14 protein-coding genes and 1 pseudogene are annotated in these 18585 nt (G+C 54.9%); all 15 read right to left on the reverse strand.

The genetic code is table 11. From position 1 onward, the window contains the following. Positions 1 to 37 precede the first annotated feature (37 nt). The 15 genes and pseudogenes from ACFVTB_RS19680 to ACFVTB_RS19750 all read right to left on the reverse strand — a co-directional run bounded on the left by ACFVTB_RS19680 (position 38) and on the right by ACFVTB_RS19750 (position 17879). Positions 38 to 763, reverse strand: coding sequence for an acetyltransferase (locus ACFVTB_RS19680; protein ID WP_387752849.1), 726 nt, complete (start codon positions 761 to 763; stop codon positions 38 to 40). Further along, positions 760 to 1371 carry a sugar transferase gene (locus ACFVTB_RS19685; RefSeq protein ID WP_387752902.1) on the reverse strand — a complete coding sequence of 204 codons (612 nt, stop codon included), beginning with the start codon at positions 1369 to 1371 and terminating at the stop codon, positions 760 to 762. The genes ACFVTB_RS19680 and ACFVTB_RS19685 overlap by 4 nt, the downstream gene beginning before the upstream one ends. A gap of 132 nt (positions 1372 to 1503) precedes the next feature. Continuing rightward, positions 1504 to 2550 (reverse strand): annotated as a pseudogene (locus tag ACFVTB_RS19690) (glycosyltransferase); the annotation flags it as partial. Beyond that, positions 2547 to 3599, reverse strand: coding sequence for an NAD-dependent epimerase (locus ACFVTB_RS19695; protein WP_387752852.1), 1053 nt, complete (start codon positions 3597 to 3599; stop codon positions 2547 to 2549). The gene ACFVTB_RS19695 and the pseudogene ACFVTB_RS19690, both read right to left, overlap by 4 nt. After that, complete coding sequence (locus ACFVTB_RS19700) at positions 3596 to 4831, reverse strand: glycosyltransferase family 4 protein (RefSeq protein WP_387752855.1); 1236 nt, start codon at positions 4829 to 4831, stop codon at positions 3596 to 3598. The genes ACFVTB_RS19695 and ACFVTB_RS19700 overlap by 4 nt, the downstream gene beginning before the upstream one ends. 241 nt (positions 4832 to 5072) lie before the next feature. Further along, positions 5073 to 5669, reverse strand: a complete 597-nt coding sequence (locus ACFVTB_RS19705; RefSeq protein ID WP_387752858.1) for an acyltransferase — start codon at positions 5667 to 5669, stop codon at positions 5073 to 5075. Beyond that, positions 5656 to 6981 (reverse strand): hypothetical protein, encoded by a 1326-nt coding sequence (locus ACFVTB_RS19710; RefSeq protein WP_387752860.1) that lies wholly within the window; start codon positions 6979 to 6981, stop codon positions 5656 to 5658. The genes ACFVTB_RS19705 and ACFVTB_RS19710 overlap by 14 nt, the downstream gene beginning before the upstream one ends. Beyond that, positions 6971 to 8212, reverse strand: a complete 1242-nt coding sequence (locus tag ACFVTB_RS19715; protein WP_387752863.1) for a glycosyltransferase family 1 protein — start codon at positions 8210 to 8212, stop codon at positions 6971 to 6973. The genes ACFVTB_RS19710 and ACFVTB_RS19715 overlap by 11 nt, the downstream gene beginning before the upstream one ends. Next, positions 8209 to 9570: a flippase gene (locus tag ACFVTB_RS19720; RefSeq protein ID WP_387752866.1), complete on the reverse strand. Its 1362-nt coding sequence runs from the start codon at positions 9568 to 9570 to the stop codon at positions 8209 to 8211. The genes ACFVTB_RS19715 and ACFVTB_RS19720 overlap by 4 nt, the downstream gene beginning before the upstream one ends. Positions 9571 to 9651: 81 nt before the next feature. After that, positions 9652 to 11499, reverse strand: coding sequence for a polysaccharide biosynthesis protein (locus ACFVTB_RS19725; protein ID WP_387752869.1), 1848 nt, complete (start codon positions 11497 to 11499; stop codon positions 9652 to 9654). A gap of 268 nt (positions 11500 to 11767) precedes the next feature. Next, positions 11768 to 12454, reverse strand: coding sequence for a CpsD/CapB family tyrosine-protein kinase (locus ACFVTB_RS19730; RefSeq protein ID WP_387752871.1), 687 nt, complete (start codon positions 12452 to 12454; stop codon positions 11768 to 11770). Beyond that, positions 12447 to 13223, reverse strand: coding sequence for a YveK family protein (locus tag ACFVTB_RS19735; RefSeq protein WP_387752874.1), 777 nt, complete (start codon positions 13221 to 13223; stop codon positions 12447 to 12449). Before ACFVTB_RS19735 ends, ACFVTB_RS19730 begins: the two co-directional genes overlap by 8 nt. 836 nt (positions 13224 to 14059) lie before the next feature. Then, positions 14060 to 14947 carry an aminoglycoside phosphotransferase family protein gene (locus ACFVTB_RS19740; protein ID WP_387752876.1) on the reverse strand — a complete coding sequence of 296 codons (888 nt, stop codon included), beginning with the start codon at positions 14945 to 14947 and terminating at the stop codon, positions 14060 to 14062. A gap of 869 nt (positions 14948 to 15816) precedes the next feature. Continuing rightward, positions 15817 to 16377 (reverse strand): class I SAM-dependent methyltransferase, encoded by a 561-nt coding sequence (locus ACFVTB_RS19745; RefSeq protein WP_387752879.1) that lies wholly within the window; start codon positions 16375 to 16377, stop codon positions 15817 to 15819. Positions 16378 to 16820: 443 nt separating this feature from the next. Then, on the reverse strand, positions 16821 to 17879 hold the full coding sequence (locus ACFVTB_RS19750) for a lactonase family protein (RefSeq protein WP_387752882.1): 1059 nt from the start codon (positions 17877 to 17879) through the stop codon (positions 16821 to 16823). Positions 17880 to 18585: the final 706 nt, after the last annotated feature.

Here is an 18585-nt window from a genome sequence, read left to right on the forward strand (position 1 = left end):
CGTTCCGGCTTGAAAAAGCCGGCTCAGGCAGCAGCTTTCATCCTTCTGCAGCTCGCCGTTTATCGGCTGCGCTCAGCGCCGAGCGGATCGCCCGCGCCGGCACGCCGGCTGCCGTTATGCCAGCCGCGATATCCCGAACGGCTACGCCGCCGGCGCCAAGCACCGACCAACTGCCGACGCGTATGCCAGGAATTACGACCGCGCCGCTTCCGATATGAGCGCCTTCGTCGGCAACAGCCGCGCCCGCCATTGTTGCATTCGGCGATACATGCGCGAATGGCCCGATCACGGTATCATGCTCGGCGACGGCGCCGGAATTGACGATAGCATGAGCGCCAACGACAGCTCCCGGCCCGATTACGGTGCCGGCCATTACGACCGCTCCCAAACCAATTCGTGCTTCATGGGATACAACAGCGTTCGGATGAATCAGCACGGCGTAATACGATTCCGGAAGGGCCAGCCGATTAGCGACCAGCTGCCTCGTCCGATTGTCGCCAATGCCGATAACGACATGCATGCCAGGCTCGTCGGCAATAAAATTACGCAGCTCGCCGATCGGCCCATAGGGTAGGCCGCCGCGCAGCTCCACTTTGGAGTAGCGGTCGTCCAACACGGCAGCAAGCCTATATTTCGGCGATACGCGGGCAATATCCATCAGCACCCGTCCATGTCCGCCCCCGCCGACGACAATAAGCGGGCGGCGGGGCGGCTTTTCCGGCTCGGGATACAGGTATGGCGAGTTGTTGTTCCAATCCGTCAAGATGCATTCCCCATTTCCCGGCTGCCCGTAAATTTCGTGACGGTCGCTTGCCCTTGCTGCGAAATGCCGTCCCTTTTCAATACTTTCACGACCGTCATCGCCAAAATGCGTAGATCGAACCAAAGCGACTGTTTCTCTACATACTCCACGTCCAGCTTAAATTTCTCTTCCCAAGACACAGCGTTCCGCCCGTTTACTTGCGCCCAGCCGGTAATTCCCGGACGAACGTCGTGGCGGCGCGCTTGCTCCTCGGAATAAAGCGTCATATATTCCATCAACAGCGGCCTTGGCCCCACTAGGCTCATGTCGCCGCGAATAACATTAAACAATTGCGGCAGCTCGTCCAAGCTCAGCCTTCTTAACCACAGCCCCGCAGCCGTCATCCGTTCCTCATCGGAAAGCGGCTGTCCGCGGCTGTCAAAGGCGTCCCGCATCGTACGGAATTTCAGCACATGAAACGGGTTGCCATAACGGCCCGGCCGTCTTTGCTTGAACAGCACCGGCGATCCGAGCCGGAAACGGACAAACAACCCGACAGCCGCCATTACCGGTAACAGCAACAGCGCGGCTGGCACGCTTAGCGCCAAGTCGAACAGCCTTTTTGCCATACTGTTCAGCTTAGAGGAAAGCTTGGAGCGGTGTGCCGTCCTGCGTTCCGTTTCGCTGTATATCCGCTGAAGCCGCTCGACCACACGGGCTTCCGTAAAATGCCGCTCGATGCGCAGCAGTCCCGCTTCTCCAAGTCTGCGGCCAAACGCTCGATCTCCGAGAACGCGCCGCAGCGCCCCAGCCAGCTCAGCCGGATTGCGGTACGAAACGAGCAAGCCGGTCTCTTCGTCCCGCACGAGCTCCCTCGTGCCCAGCACATCGGTCGCCACAACCGGCTTCGCAAGCGCCATTGATTCCATCAGCGATCGAGGAATGCCCTCTTTCTCGGAAGTAAGCGTCACCGCATCCGCCATCACGATCCACGGAATAATCGAAGACTGCTGGCCGACGAAAGCGATATCGTCCTCCATGCCGCAGCGAGCCGCGGATTGCTGGACCGCTTCCTGCAGCGGCCCTTGTCCGGCCAGCACCGTTACCCAGTGCAGTTCACCTGCTTGCTTCAGCAGATGCAATGCTTCCAGCAGCAAATTATGATCTTTGACCGTTTCGAACCGGGCGGCCATGAGCAGCACCGGCTTATCTGGAGCGATGCCGTATTCGCGGCGCAGCCCCTCAAGCGCTTCCGGCGTCACCTGTCTTGCTTTTTGCTGCAGCCGTTCGAGATCAACGCCGTTGCCTTCCATATAAACCGGCCTCCACGGCGCCAACTCTCTCAGCACCCCCGCATCTTCCTCATTCTGCGAAGCGAGAGCGTGGCAGCTTCTTGCGCCGATCTTTTCCAGCAGCCTGTAAAGCCGATAGGCATTTTTCGGCTGGCCTTCGTAGAACGGCAGTCCGTGCGATGTGTGTACGACGACGGGAACGCCCGCAAGCTTGGCCGCAACCCTGCCGATAATGCCCGCCTTCGCCGTATGCGTGTGCACGATATCGTATTTTTCCTTCCGAAAGAGGCGGTACATCGCGATAATTGACCGTAAATCCTCTGCTGGGCGGATCGTACGGGCCATGTTCACCATTCTCCACTCGAACGGGTAAGCAGCCATCGCCGTCGAATCGGCCCCTTCCGCCGATGAAACGAACGTCACTTGATAGCGTCCGGTTTCTTGCAGAATCCGAAGCTTGTCGCCCATAATTTTGTGGCTGACGCCCGACGTGCAAATATGGGCTACTTTCTTCATTTGCCCGCCGCCTTTGCCACAAGGTCCGTTCCCTTGTTGTCCCCGGTTCCGTAATACTCCCGGTACCAGCGGACGAACCTCGCGATGCCTTCCTCAATTGTCGTGCTCGGCCGGAATCCTACCGCTTCGGCCAGCCCGTCGATATTGGCATAAGTCGCTGGAACGTCGCCCGGCTGCATCGGCTTGTATTGGATATTCGCTTGGACGCCGAGCTCCTTCTCGATCGTGCGAATGAAATGCATCAGCTCCACCGGCTTGTTGTTGCCGATGTTGAAAACGCGGTACGGCGCATAGCTGCTAGCCGGATCGGGATTCCCTCTATCCCATGCCGGGTTCGCCTGCGGCACATGGCCAATTAACCGGTAGATGCCCTCCACAATGTCGTCTATATACGTAAAGTCACGCAGCATCCGTCCTTCGTTGAATACGTCGATCGGTTTTCCGCTCTCTATTTTTTGCGTGAAGCCGAAGTAAGCCATATCCGGTCGGCCCCATGGACCGTACACCGTGAAGAACCGAAGGCCGGTCGTCGGCAAGCCGTACAGGTGGCTGTACGTATGCGCCATCAGCTCATTCGCTTTTTTCGTTGCAGCGTACAGGCTGACAGGGTGGTCGACGGCATCGGCTTCCGAGAACGGCATCCGTTCGTTGGCGCCGTAAACCGAGCTGGACGAAGCGTAAATCAGATGACGGATACCGGCTTGCCTGGACGCCTCCAGCACATGGCCAAACCCTTTCAAGTTCGTCTCCAAGTATGCGAAAGGATTGGTCAAGCTGTACCGGACGCCCGCCTGGGCCGCCAAATGGACGATCTCCGTTACGCCTTCCGAGCGAATCAGCGCCAGCAGCCCGTCGTAATCGGCGATATCCAGCTCCTCGCCTTTAAACAACGGAGACGGTAGCAGCTTCGCGAAGCGGTCGCGCTTCAGACCAACGTCATAGTAATCGTTAAAATTGTCGATGCCGACGACGCGCTTCCCTTCCTTCAGCAGTCTTTCGCTTAAGTGATAGCCGATAAAACCGGCCGCTCCGGTTACTAAAATCGTCATAACGCTTCCACCCTTTCTTTCGTATAGGTTGTTCGAACGGCGCCTCCCGATCGGACGTATTCGCCGAACGAGCGCCAGAACGCTTGCCGTTTCGCATCCAAGCGAGGCTTGGTATACTGGCGCGATTTGCCGAAATTGCGTTCCGCCTGCTCTTTCAGCCAATCGCGATCGGTAGCGGCCCGCTTCAGCTGCTCCGCCAGCACGCCAACTTGTCCCGGCCGATGCAAGCAGCTCTCATGAAGCAGCTCGGGAATACCCCCGGCTGTCGAGCCAAGCACCGGGCACCCACGGCTCATTGCCTCGATCGTTGCCCGCGGCAGCCCTTCTTGGAAGCTCGGCTGCACGTACACATCAATGCCGTCCAACCACTCGAAGACAGCATTGCCGCTTGGCAAGACTCCCTCGAATGTGACCAGGCTGCCGACGCCGAGCTTATTCGCCAGCGCTTGCCAGCGCGCAGCGTCACCGTCGCCGAGCACTCTGAACCAAATGCGCGGCATTTGTCCTTTCGCTTTGGCGATCGCCTTCAGCGCAATATCGATGCCTTTGACGCTGCCGTTCAAGGAGCCGATCAGACCGACAGTCAGCGTCGTCGACTTAGAGCCAGCCTGAATGCGTTCCAGCCTGCGGGTCAGCACTTCGTCTTCCGTTTCGGGAATTTCCACGTTCGAGCAAGATTCCGTCAGTCCGTCCGGGCAAGGGTATCTCTTCTGCAAAAACTGCTCCGTCACATACAGCGAATACGATGCGTTCCTCACGAGCGCCCGCGTTCTCGACAATGCAACCGGCGCGTAAAGCTTGCCCTGCGCGTTGCCGTAATTCCACAGCCCGTCCCAAGCGCAGGCAACCATTTCAACCGCATAGGGCTTGCCGAGCAGCTGCGCCACTCTTACGGCTTCGGCTCCGATCTCGCTCGGCAGTCTCGCGATAACCGCATCAGCTTTGCCGATTGCCTCCCGCAACAGCTGTTCGACATAGCCGCGTTTCGTCAGCTTGTTAACCGGATTGCTGAGTGAAGGCAGCACCAGAAAATCAACGTTCGGGCCGCTGGACAGCGTTTTGCCCGCCAAGTCGGCCTCGAACGGCGTTTTTTTGCCACGGCAGGCGACCGTCAGCTTGTCAAACACGCCCAGATATCTCTCCCATACCGCATAAGGCAGCTTGCCGCCGGAGAAAAACTTGCCCGATTCGTTAAAATAAAAGGTATGATCATGCGCCCATACTACGTTCATTTGGTTCCCTCCTCTTTCTATCTGCTTCTCGCTTTCAATCATCCGGCGTATGCCCGGCTGTTATTGTTCAAAGGCCATTCTTCGTCTTCCCGCTAATGCCCTCCCTTCGTTCTGTACAGGCTAATTTGGCTCATGTTTCCGCGTTATGCCGCCCTTTCCCACTCCTCCTAACGGCCGATTTGGCCGCTATTATATCGATACCGCCCCACAGTCGTCTGCCTAATCTGCTTTCCTTGTTCCTTCAGCCTTCCGCAGCGAGCCTTGCTTCGCCCGCCAGCCGTTTGACCGGCTTTGCCGGAACCCCCGCCGCGATCGTCCCTCCTTCGACGGACTTTGTCACGACGGCGCCTGCGGCGATCACCGCACGCGGCCCAATCTCAACGCCGGCCAGGATACGAACGCCGCAGCCGATCCAGACGTCGCGGCCGATTCGTATCGCGCCTCCGACGACCGGATTGTCGCGAATCGTCAGCTCTGCGCGGGCCCATGTGTGCTGAAACGAGACGAGCGACGACTGATGAGCGATTGAAACCTCATCGGCGATCGTCAGCCCTCCGTAAGCGTCGATGTAGCATTGCTTATGAATGCTGACGTTCGAACCGATCGTTAACCGTTCCGGGTATTTGAGCTCCACCGAGCGGCCGATCAGCACATTGTCGCCGCAGCTTTTCGCCAGGCTGCGCAGCAGGCAATAACGAAGCGCCACTCCTCCCGTTTCGGGCAGCAGATCGCTGATGGCCCAGAGCCAAAGCCGAAACGAACGGGGAAGCGGCGCCAAGCCTTTTTCAACCACTCGCAGCACCGGCTTGAATTTTCCGAACTTATCACGTCCGCGCATTCGTCTCCCCCTCCTCCTTAACCTGTTTGATCTTTCGCTGCGTTAATAATTGAGGCCAAATATTTTCAATTTTCCGATACTTTCCCGTAAAGGAGTGGCGGCACCAGACAAGCGTATAGGCGCTAACCGTATAAATTAGCGGGAGAATCGGCAGTTTTTTGCGCACCATATTGTCGCCAATCGTACCAAGGCCGTAATCGAGAGACCGCCCCGTCACCGTCGCATAGCCAACGAGAACAAGTACACAGGCGTAGGTGAAAATCAGCATGCCTGCAATAGCGTAAAACTTGCGAGTCTCCTTGAATTTGATGGCATGATAGACCGACATCGCCAGCATAACCCCCAGAAACAGCGCCTCCAGCGTGCGAAGCATCAGCTTCGGCTCCCAGTTGGGTAAATTCGACGGGTTCGGGCTTATGAAGAGAAATACCGAGAGCATGCCCGCATTAATGACCGACAACGGTCCAACCTGCCAGACAATAAGCAGCACTGCTCCTACCATCATGACTGCGGTTGCTCTGATCCGCTGCGTATACAGAAAGTAAAAACCGAGCGTATACGTGATCGCGTAATCCCGCAATCCGGTCGCGTAAAGCATGACCACGATGAACAGCAGCCATCTTTTTTTCAGCATCAGCATCGCACCGTACAGGCCAAGCAGCACGCAAGTGATGTCTTTCGCGAACAGCGACGACATGTACATCAGCGACGGACTGACAAGCATCCCTACCGCGACGATAACGTTGAAATGCAATCTGGCCTTGGATGCCGCCGCCTCGTCCGTCTCTCCGATCATTCCCGGCAACGCATAGCCGAACTTTTCCTCGTTCAGCCTGTACGCCGCGTTCGCAATCAAGAGCAGCAGCACCGTGTTCAGCAAGATCACGGCCATCGGATCGTCAAGCTGCAGCCATTTGTAAAAAGGCATATAGAGCATGCCGAATACCGGAACCGCCGAGATATTCATCCACTGCGTCTTGAAATGCTCCATCGCATACGGGAAATATTCGGAGAGCGTCGAGAAGGTCGTAACCTGCTCGAAGTAATGAATCTCGTCCGGCCCGGCCAGCGGATTGACCGTCGCTCCGTACACCAGCTTTCCGATCAGCATCGTCGTGAAAGCGGCCATCAGCGCAAGCGGCGCATTGGGCCAGCGCAGCAGCCAGAACAGCGGCAAAAGCAAGGCACCGTACAGGATGAGCGCAATCGTTTCATTTGAAGCAAATGCCCACCTTGCCAGCAGCGCAAGCATAACCGCATAGACAACCGCTGCAGCTTCTTTCGCGTCGATGCGTCCGAGTTCAATCCGCATACAGCTGTTCCAGTCTCGTAGCGCTCACCCGAATGTCATAACCCTGCTCGGCGATTGCAGCCTCCCTCGCCGGCCAGTCGGGCTGAGGCAGCGGAAGCGAGGAGCCGTCTTCGCCGCTTCGGGACCGCTTGGCTCTCAGGATGAGCGCCTCCAGTTCCTCACCCCAGCGCTGCGGCGACTCGCTTACTGGCAGCCGCTGAATCATGCCCAGTCCAAGATCGGCTTCGCGCGGCACCTCCTCCGAAATGAGGCAAGGCACGCCTGCAGCCTGCGCTTCAATAAGCACGATGCCGAGCCCTTCATAAAGCGACGGAAGCACGAAGCCGTCCAGCGCTCCGAGCAGTTCGGGAATATCTTTGCGCAGACCGAGAAAACGGACCTGACGTGTGATGCCGAGCTGCTCCGCCCTGCGCTCCATTGACGGCCGCAGCGGCCCTTCGCCAACGAGCAGCAGCGTCGAGTTCGGCTCCTTCGCTGCGTAGACGGCGAAAGTATCCAACAGCAGCGCGTGATTCTTTTGTTCGCTGAACCGGCCAATATGCCCGATTAGCGGCCCTTCATCCTCCGCGCCGAAGCCTAGTTGGCGGCGAAGCTCCGACCGGTCGAGCGGCAGCTTTGCATAAGGCTCGGGCGAAATCGCGTTCGGAAACACGCTGACCCGATTATCCGCCCAGCAGGCGCTGCCGAACAGCGATTCGCAAGCCGCCCGCGAGCAGCCTAGCAGATGCGTCGCGTTTTTGCGCAGCAAGCTTCGCATATAACCGCGGTACAGCACCCGAAGCACCGATCCGCCGCGGCTGTCGTTCGTGTTATGGCTGTGACCGATGCGAACCGGCACGCCCAGTTTTTTCGCCAAGCCGAGCACATAGCCGCTGAAGCCGAATACATGGCTATGGACCGCCGCGTATGGCCCATGTTCATTCATATTGGCGAGCAGTTGCTTGCGAAAGGCGCTAAGCCCGTTTTTCGGAGGCGGCTGGACGATAATCGTTCCTCCGAGGGAACGGATTTCATCGTCATAAAAAGCCGGCTCAGGCGACTGGACTGCAAAATGGAATTCATACCTTTCACGGTCAATATGGCGGTAAATGTTCATGAGCAGTGTTTCAATCCCGCCCGGATGCATTTTTCCTACAATGTGAAGCACTTTAATCTTCGGAGCCGTGCCCGGAGGCAGAGAAGACGACCGATTTTCTCCTTTTAACGACTGCGGGTGCAGCTCCCGTTTCATTCGATCTCCTCCTTTGCTTTTAACGCCGGACCCCATGCCAGCGTCTGTACGCCCGGCTTCCGCCGCACCAGCAGGACGGCGCCGATATTCCACACCATCATGGAAGCGGTAGCCGCGACGGCTCCGCCCGCCATTCCGATCGTCGGGATCAGCAGAACGTTCAAGACGGCATTGACGATAGCTGCGACAATCAATATTTTCGTCAAAGCGTTTTGACCGCCAGTCATCGTCGCCACGATGCCGTTCTGTCCGCAATAGGCGTTAAACACTTGCCCGAATACGAGAATGAGCATAGCCGGATACGCCGCGACAAACTCGGTTCCGAACAGCCCCAGCGTCCAGCGGCCGAATAGGACGAAGAACAAACCGACGACTGCTGCGAAGTAAAAGCCGACTCTGCCCGTCGAGGTGCAAACCTGCTGAAGCAGCTTCATATCGCCTTTCGCATACGTTTCCGAGATCAACGGTGAAGCCGTCATATTGACCGCTGTCAGCATGAAAGCGACCAACGTCGCCAATCGGACCGCGACCGAGAAGATGCCGGATGCCGTTTCTCCTTGTAGCAAGCCGATCATCAGTACGTTGAGCTGGCCCAAAATGAGATAAACGCCGGCATTGGCCATCAGCGAGCCGGATAGCTTGAGCCAGCTGCGCGTCTCGTATTCCGGGTCGATGTTGGCAATGTGAGCGCCGATTCGCTTTTTCAGCACGACCGCCCCCACTACGTAAGAAGCGATGACGGCTACGACGAAGCAGATCATTGCCAGTCCAGCGCTGGCTTGAGCGCCGAGCGCAACGGCTCCGGCAACGAAGGCGATCGTCAATACCGGGCGCAGTATTTTCTCAGGCATTTGCGCGTACAGCACGTCCTTCATCGCTTGCAAAGCGCTCTGCCGAAGCGTCGCCAGCGTCAATAAAGGAATGGACGCGAAGCCTACGCCATAACAGATCGCCTTGGATACGTCGCCGCCCGTCCCTTTCCAAGCGATCACTGCTCCGCCAATCAGCGCCACCAGCATGGAAAGCGCCAGCCCGATCTGATTGCTGCGCTGCAGCAATCCTTTAATGAGCGGCCATTCGCCATTCACGCGGTAAGCGGCAGCAAGCTTGACGATTGCGGTATCGAATCCGAGCTTCGTCGGAAACGTCATAAACGTAACTACCGTAGTCACGAAAGCGTAAACGCCGTAGCCGTCGACGCCCAACAGCCGGGCAAGCGCCACCTGCATCAGCATGGCGAGGCCCATGCCTGCCGAATTGATCAGAAAGCTGGCGCTTCCCCCCCGGCTCAGCCGCTTGGCGACTGCCGGCTGCGGCTGCCGCGAGGCAGCCTGGCCTGCCGTATCGCCTGTGCTCATTTATGCTCTCCCCTGTCTTTCAATATTTAAGCGATTCAATCTATGCGGCGATCATCCTCAAACTCAACATCAGCCTCAGCTTCAGCCGACTGCCGTCGATTCCGCATTTCGGTATGATGGAACCAAGTGACGCAAAACGGCGCGAATCTCGTCGGGATGCTGACCGAGCACCTTTTCCATTTTGCGAATTTCGAAGTCGAGCTCCGTCCGATTGAGCTGCCCCGGCCGTCCGATAAAAATCCGGTCATGCTTCGTCGATGACAGCCCTTCCTCGTTCGTGAGCAGCTCCTCGTACAGCTTCTCGCCTTCCCTCATGCCGGAGAACGTAATGTCGATGTCGACATTCGGTTCGTAACCCGACAGACGAATCAGATCGACAGCCAAATCGTAGATTTTGACCGGCTTGCCCATATCGAGTATGAACACTTCGCCGCCCTTGGCGAACGATCCGGCTTGAATAACGAGTTGGACGGCTTCCGGAATCGTCATGAAGTAACGAACCATCTCGGGGTGGGTAACCGTGACCGGGCCGCCGCGCAAAATTTGATCCTTGAACCGCGGGATTACGCTGCCCCGGCTGCCGAGCACGTTACCGAACCGAACGGCTACGAATTTTGTCTCGCTATGCTTGTCCAAGCTTTGAATGAACATTTCGGCAATCCGCTTGGTCGTACCCATAACGCTTGTCGGGTTAACCGCTTTGTCCGTCGAAATCAGAACAAACCGCTCGGCTTTGTACTGATCGGCGCATTCGGCTACGTTTTTCGTGCCGAACACATTGTTTTTGATCGCTTCCGCCGGGTTGCGCTCCATAAGCGGCACATGCTTGTGCGCCGCCGCATGAAAGACGACCTGCGGCCGGTAACGGGCGAATACACCCTCAAGCCTTATCCGATCCTGCACGTCAGCGATAATTGTCTCAATCGCCAAGTCCGGGAACGTGGCTCTCAGCTCCATCTCGATCGTATAAATGCTGTTCTCGCCATGGCCTAGAAGCAGCAGCTTGTTTGGCGCAAACGGCGCGATCTGGCGGCAAAGCTCCGAACCGATCGACCCCCCGGCGCCGGTAATGAGCACCGTTTTCCGCTCGACGTAGCCGGCGATATGCTCCAGATCCGTGCGAATCGGATCGCGGCCAAGCAAATCCTCAACGCTGACATCCCGCATCCGGCCTGTCGGCCCGCGGCCATCGATCATATTTTGCAAATCGGGCACGATCCGAAGCTTTGCTTTCGTCGTCTTGCACACATTGACTAGCGCCGATATTTGCGTTTTGGATACCGACGGCATTGCGATAATAATTTCGTCGACGCGCTGCGTTTCCGCTACGCATGCGATCTCTCCGCGGCCGCCAAAAACCGGCAGTCCGAGCTGTTGCATCCGGTGTTTGTATGGATCGTCATCAATAAATCCGACCGCCGTTATATTCATCGAATCGTTCTGCTGCATTTCTTTCGCAATAAGCGTTCCGCAGCTTCCTGCTCCTACGATCAGCGCCCGCTTCTTAGACGGCTGCTTCTTCACGCTGTAGTTGTCGCAGAACGCCCGCCATACAAATCGCGGTCCAGCCATCAGTGCCACGATGCCGATAAAATGATGCAGCATCAACAGTACGCCGGCCTCTCCGCTTACGATCCATGCCGCGGCAAAAGGCAGTATGGCCGCCAATGCGGCCGACTGCAAAATGCAGATCATTTCAGATATCCCCGTGTATTGCCATATTCGGCGATGCATTCGCTGCCTTATAAAGCTCCAGAAACCGATGGCCATTGACAGTGCTGCATAGGTCAGCCATAATGCAGCGCCGCCGGTCCATGCTGCCGCACCGTCTGCTTTCGACGGCTCAAGCGCATAGGCTGCCGCCAAACTGATTCCGATTGCGGCTAAATCCCAAGCAATAATGACTTTTGTCCGATAGGCAACTCGCATGTCTTTTCTCCTCCTCTTTTTTCACGCGACTCTCTCGGCGCGCATTATGGCGCCGGACACTCCTTGGTCTTGTGTGCCATGCGCACACGCCTCAATAGTTGCGGCGGCACAGCCTTTATCCATTCAACCGTCATTGCGTGAAATACGCTATGCGGTTGGATAGAGCCGACGATAGACGGTTTCTTCTTCCAGCCCCGGTCTTTCCGAAAGATCGGAATGACCAGAATGATTGTGATTCCTTGGAGCTGTAATATAGTCCGAATAGGCCTTAACGCTCCGCATATTCGTAATAGGGGCCGGCATCTCGCTGCGGCATCTCATTCAGCACGACACCGACCACTTTTGCCTTCACAAACTCCAGCGCGTTTCTCGCCTTTAGCGCATACTGCCGTTTGCCTGTGCGGGCATTAACGACGAGCAGCACGCCGTCGCATCCGGCGGCGGCGACTTGCGCGTCGCTGACCGCCAGCACCGGCGGCGTATCGATCAGCACAATATCGTACTGCTCTCTCAGCTTCCCAAGCAGGCTGTCCATGCGAGCCGAGCCGAGCAGCTCTGAAGGATTGGGAGGAAGCGGCCCTGCGGTCAACACGTCCAGCCCCGGGATACCGCTCGGTTGAACGAGACCGTCTAGCTGCGTCTGTCCAGACAGCAGATGCGACAGTCCGCTTCGATTGCTGAGCCCGAATGTATAATGAGCGGTCGGCTTGCGCAGATCCGCATCGACCAAAATCACTTTACGTTCCGACTGGGCGTAAGCCGCCGCCAGATTCAAGATCGTCGTCGACTTGCCCTCCTTCGGACTTGCCGATGTCACCATCAGCACCTGCAATTCACGATCGGCGCCGGCATATTGCAAATTCGTCCGGAGCGTACGATATGCTTCCGAAATCGGCGACATTGGATTAACGTCCGTAATGATGCGCCGATGCTCGCGTTGCTGGCGCTTAGCCATTCGCTTTCTCCCCCTTTGCCTCTCCTGAAGAAAAGGCGTTGCCAGTCCCCGCAGCCATAGTCGGCGTCTTCGAGTTGTAGTCGTTCGGTTTGATCGCCGGAATGACCGCGAGCGCCGGTAGACCGAGATAGCGGTTCACCGCCTCCTCTGTCCGGATTCGGTCATCGAAGAACTCCAGCAGCAAGACGAGCATAATGCCGAACATAAGTGAAACGACCGCGCCAATTGCGATATTCACCTTCGTCTCCGGTTTCACCGGCGAGGGCTGCTTGTTCGTGTCGGCCGTGTGCAAAATATAAACATTGTCGACTTTCATAATGAGCGGGATCTGCTGTTGGAAAACGAAAGATACGCTGTTCACGACTTTCGCCGCCCGCTTGTAATCCGTATCGAGGTAGGACACCGTCACGACCTGCGTTCCGTTTACCGAACTAAACCGGATGTTGCGCATCAGCTGTTCGGTCGTCAAACCAAGCTCAGGATTTTTCTCCACGACCAAATCCATAATGGAAGGGGTCCGGATGATCTCCTTGTACGTATTGATCAAGCTGAGATTTGTATTGATCATGTTAAGATCGAGCTTGATCGCCCCCGCGTTGCCGAGCGTTGAATTGACGATCAGCTTCGTGTAGGCCTCATAAACCGGCTTAGCGACCCATAGGCTGTAACTCCCTGCCCCGGCCGTTCCGATCACTGCAACGAGAATGACGATCCAAAGCTTTTTGCGAATGAGCGCCAAAAGCTGCTTTAGGTCCAATTGATTGGTCAAAACGACAATAACCTCCACCCTTCTCCAGCAAGACGCCTTATTCGTTTTGATTATGTCACAATCGTTCAGGAGGCAATGAGGGGATAAGGTAATATTTTCAATTAGTCGTCTGCTATCATTTTGTTTATGATGCATACGCATTTTTTCCTAACGTTTTATGAAAAAACTAAAAAATAAATGTTCATTTTATTCATTTTCCGATCATTATTAAGAAATTAACTCGGTAATATCGGCTTTTACAGACTATAACTGGAATGGTTACATATACGCCTATTGGAGCAAAGACGGGAAAAGACGGCGAACGGCGGCTTCCCTTGTTCCAGCGGGGGTTTTTCACGATATATGGGGTGAACGGGAGACATTGAGGAGAGAAAAAGCAGTATCCAAACGCAGGGACTTTTGCCATATGGAGGCCCAATTTCAGGAATTCGTTCCCGATGGAGGATAAGAGGGGGTTGAACGCAAGAATTGACAATGCTCCCAAATAGACTGCCAGATGACCTATTAATGGGGGATACGCAAGGGCGGTCCGACCCCCTTCTTGTCCGATTGCCATACTTGGAAAGCCGGGGATTTGCTTGTTTAGCGGTAAATTAGAAGTGAATTGGCAGTTATTTTGACAGGTAAACGTTTGCAGAGTGGTTTTCTACTGCTCCAACAGCGGGGAATGCAAATTTACGGTAAAAGGGGTAGGACGCATGTAGGAATTCTAATGCGCTCTCAGAGAATAAGGACAACCGATTCAGTCCCGGGACCGGTCTTTGGGACCGTACTGAAATGTGCACATACACATGTGAAATGGTGGGACTCGAGCATGAAAAAAGCTGCCAGCCGACTTACTCGGCTAACAGCTCTTCGAATCTTTTGGCCTGCTCCATCGTTCTTAAGGGATCGCCGACACCGTCTTCTAAGCACCACCACGCCGATAGAACGGAATGGCTGAAGCCCCACTCCAATAAACGGGTTCGATCCAAGGACAGCTCCGAGCAAAGCAGCTCGACGCGCCGGCGAAGCACGTCCCGCTGCTGGCCCGGATGCTCCGGCAGTTTGTTAAGCAGCAGTGGAATCGTGCCGTATTCCGCCTCCCCGATGACTCCCTTCGGATCGATCGCAATCCAGCCGCCCTCCGACTCCGGTGCGGACAGGATATTATAATGATGAAGATCGCCGTGCAGAAGCAGTTGCTTACGCGGACTTGTGGTTGTGGTTGTGGTTGTGCTTATGCCTGCGTCTCCACTTGCGCCTGTACCTGCGGTTGCGTCTACGGCAAGCAGTCTTTCGAACGTCTCTTCGGCTCGACGCACCATGCGTTCAGATAGAGGTCCCGTCCCGCCGTCAAACCGGAGGCGCACTTTACGCAGTCCCGCGGCCCATTCAGCGACAGACGGGAATGTTTCTCCGTCCCCAGCCTCATTGCCTGCTGGAGCAGCCGCTTCCGTCCGCAGCATTAGCCGTGCAGCCGCAACCGTCGCTTCATCGTCATCCCGCACCGCGTCCGCGAGCATGCGGCCCGGTGCCACACGCTCCAGCAGCAGCGCGCCTGTCCCGAGGTCCGCCTCAAGCACCTTCACACCGCCCCGCCCAGAAAAGGCCTGCAGAGCCGCATGTTCCAGACGGTTTTCGCGGCCAGGAACACTCAGCTTAAGCACCGCTTCCGTGCCGTCCTCCATGACAGCGGGAGCGACGAAATTATAAGATAGTCCAAAGGGAGAGGGCAGTTGCACCCGCAAGCTCCATTTTTGCTCGCAATCTCACAGCAGCTGATCAAACGAAGCAAGCCATAGGACGCCGCTCTCTCCGAATGCAGAAGCTATCGTACGGCCTAGCTCTTTCGGCATTGCAGTCATTCTCTCTGCTCCTTTCAGATCGCTTGTCCTATTATGAAACACACATGAATCCTGCTTTCCAACCTAGACAACTCGCACTCGCAGCCTCTTCGGTAAACCGGCTTGGCTCCCTCCAGACCGAATAACGGCGTCCTCCCGAATAGTCTGGCGATCAGCGCGGGTACGGTTACGCCTAAAGGATCGTAACGCTGACTTTACTGCAACCAGCTCAACTGTTACAAGTTTTTAGCTTCTTATCTTCTCACTTTTCACGCACGTTAGGATCGCCGAGCTGACCGCGACCTGTCCGCTAGCTCGTAACATATCAAGCATCATTTGTTGTTTCTGCTCTTCATAGTAGGTTCGGAACATTTTATTTAAATACAACGGCCCATTTAGCCGAGATAGAGCAAAACATTATCGTACAGCAAGCTTTCCTTTACTTGGGCACACAGCGCCTGCGAGGACTTCAAGTCCTATATTAACATGTTACTTTTATATGACTCATTACGTGTCCAATATTTATGCATTCGCCTGCACCTATCCTATAATACGTAGTACTATGTATTATATTTGTCGGCGGCAGATCCATAAATTAATTAAGAAAATCCTTTATCTGTAGTAACAGACCGGCCGAATTGGACAAACCTACAAAGGCTGCTTTCAGTCGCATGAACTCTGGCCGTCCGTTTGAGTACCATTTCTACTTTCTTCAATACAATGAAGGCGGCCAAGCAGTGGCCCCCTCACAAGATAGACAACGATCATCATACGAATACAATCTCCGGCTTTATCTGTAAATTGGCAAGCGGTTCCCGGATCGGCTTGACTGCTTGCATATACACAACCATCTCCCGAACAACGTTTCGGTACGTGTCTACCGCCAGCATTTGTTCATCGTATGGCATCTCCTTAAAGTGGTCAAACAAATGCAGCTCAATGCGTATCGGCTTCCAATCCCCACGATATCCATAGTCTGCACGCCAGTAAAACGGCTGCGAGAAGTAACCAAAGGAGCCCCGGAAATATTGCCGTACGTGCGTAGGATCGGTGAATGCATCGTCAGTCGATCCGTACGGAATCTTTACCATTAGCAGCCCGTCGGGTTTCGCAATACGGTGCAACTCTTCCATCAGTGGCAATATATTCGTGATGTGTTCTACCAGATGTGACGCTAGAATATCATCAAACGTGTTATTTTCAAACGGTAGCTTAGTATCCTTACAGCGCTCCAGATCGGCGACAACATCGACGCCCGGTAACGGCATATAGTCCAAATTTACGAATCCCGGTTTAATGTCACGGCCGCAGCCTAAATTAAGTTTCAAGTTGTTATCCCCTTTATGTTTTATATGGATAATTATAGGTTGTCTAGCTGAAAAACCGATCAAATAGATAAATTCTGTACATATGTCTCTAAATCGGACGCCTTTCACTCTCGTTGTCATCGTCGACCTACTCTCCCCTAAAGGTCTCGATGAGTGATAGTCGGTCAATCGAAAAATATCTTCCCGTATGAGCTCCGGCGAACCGTCGAACGGCTCACGCTGATCTAGTTGGGTTCAGGCTCGACTGAGCATAGAACACCTGTCTTATGCTCATCAAAAACTAAAAATAGTGAGCCCAAAACAGCCAAAACAGATCATTCATGTATGTTACGGCACGTATGGCGGGACTAGTATCTACCTCACATCCGTACCCAAATGAGCATCCTCTAAGCAGCGCGCTGCCTTTTGTGAGGCCAATCCTACGTAATTAGCAGCGCCCTCCTCTAGAAATAGGCAGCCTGCACGCAAACAGGCTGCGGCAATTCAACGGAGTAACCCGTATAGACTGGCAAGCCGTTGTCTTCCAATTTAAAGACTGCCAGATTGTTAGTATCTTTGTTCGCAGCGATCAAATACCGTCCGCCCGGCAGTATCGCAAAATGACGCGGATGCTTGCCTTCCGTCGACACGTGGCCGATTAGCTCCAATTTACCGGATTCGGAATCGGCGGCGTATACGACAATGCTGTCGTGTCCGCGATTTGAGCCATATACAAAACGGCCGTCTTCCGACATCGTAATTTCGGCGCAGCTATTCGATCCCTCAAAGTCCGAAGGAAGCGTTGTAATCGTCTGAACCGACTGTAGGCTTCCGTCTGCCTCATAGCGGAAAACGGCGACCGTCGAATTCAGTTCATTAATGACATAAACGAAGTGGCCGTTCGGATGGAAAACGAGATGTCGCGGGCCAGCGCCGTCAGGCACAGACGTCTCACCGTGGAACACAAGTTTGCCGAGCTCTTTATCCAACCGATACGATCGAATACGGTCGATACCCAGATCCGGAACGAAAACAAACTGCCGATCCGGGCTGAAGAATAAGCTGTGCGGATGAGGAGCTTCTCCTTCATGCTGCACAATATCAAGCAATTGGCCGACTTCGCCGTTCTCTTCCAGCGAGGCAAGGCTCACTCTGCCGCCATGGTAGCTCGCCAGCATCAAAAACTTGCTATCCGCATCGCGTTGAATATGGCACGAAGGAGCCGTGATGGCTAGCGCCCGGTTAAGCTGGCGAAGGCTCGGCTTGTCACCCTCTGTTTCAATCGCGAAAGCGACGGCATCGCCACCCTTCGCTCCGTCCTCCGTCACACCTTCCGCAATCGCGTACAAACGGCGGTTCGCCGCGTCCACGTTCAAATAGGTCGGATTACGCATGCCGCTAGCTTCGTCCAGCAGCTTAAGCGTTCCTTCTTTTTCGTCAAATGCAAACATATATACTCCACTTGCAGACACTTCCGCGTAAGAGCCGATAAATACCGTTAATTGTTGACCAGTTGCTGTCATTGCCCAATCTCCTCCAATATCCGAAGTCACTACCCCTATTCAATAGTTGGTAGCTGGAAGCATATATCCAATTCTAGTGTACAATCCATTTCCAATACGCTATTCCAGTTTCTTTCATTGTACTAGCTGAGCCCCTGCAAACCAAGTTTTCCTTGAAAACTTTGGCTGCCTCTGATCAAAGAGTCTCGTTCTGTCGGCTTACGTTCCTGTCTGTAAGACGGTTTTCCGGCTTACAGGTGCTATTTCAGCCAGCTTTCCGCTCTGTAAGACGGTTTTCCGGCTTACAGGCGCTACTTCAGCCCGTTTTTCATTCTGTAAGACGGTTTTCCGGCTTACAGGTGCTGCTTCAGCCCGTTTTTCATTCTGTAAGACGGTTTTCCGGCTTACAGGTGCTGCTTCGGACCACTTTCCACTCTGTAAGGCGCTTTCGAGCCTTACAGAGACTGCTTCGGCTCACTTTCCACTCTGTAAGGCGCTTTGGAGCCTTACAGGTGCTATATCAGCCAGCTTTCCGCTCTGTAAGATGGTTTTCCGGCTTACAGGCGCTACTTCAGCCCGTTTTTCATTCTGTAAGACGGTTTTCCGGCTTACAGGTGCTGCTTCGGACCACTTTGTACCTCTGTCAAGAAAGTAGACACGCTCATTATGCAACCTGGTGCTGCTCGTAGTAACGTTTTTCACACAGATGTGGGGTCATGTAACCAAT

This window comes from Paenibacillus sp. NPDC058071, assembly GCF_042885235.1.
Taxonomy (GTDB): Bacteria; Bacillota; Bacilli; order Paenibacillales; family Paenibacillaceae; genus Pristimantibacillus.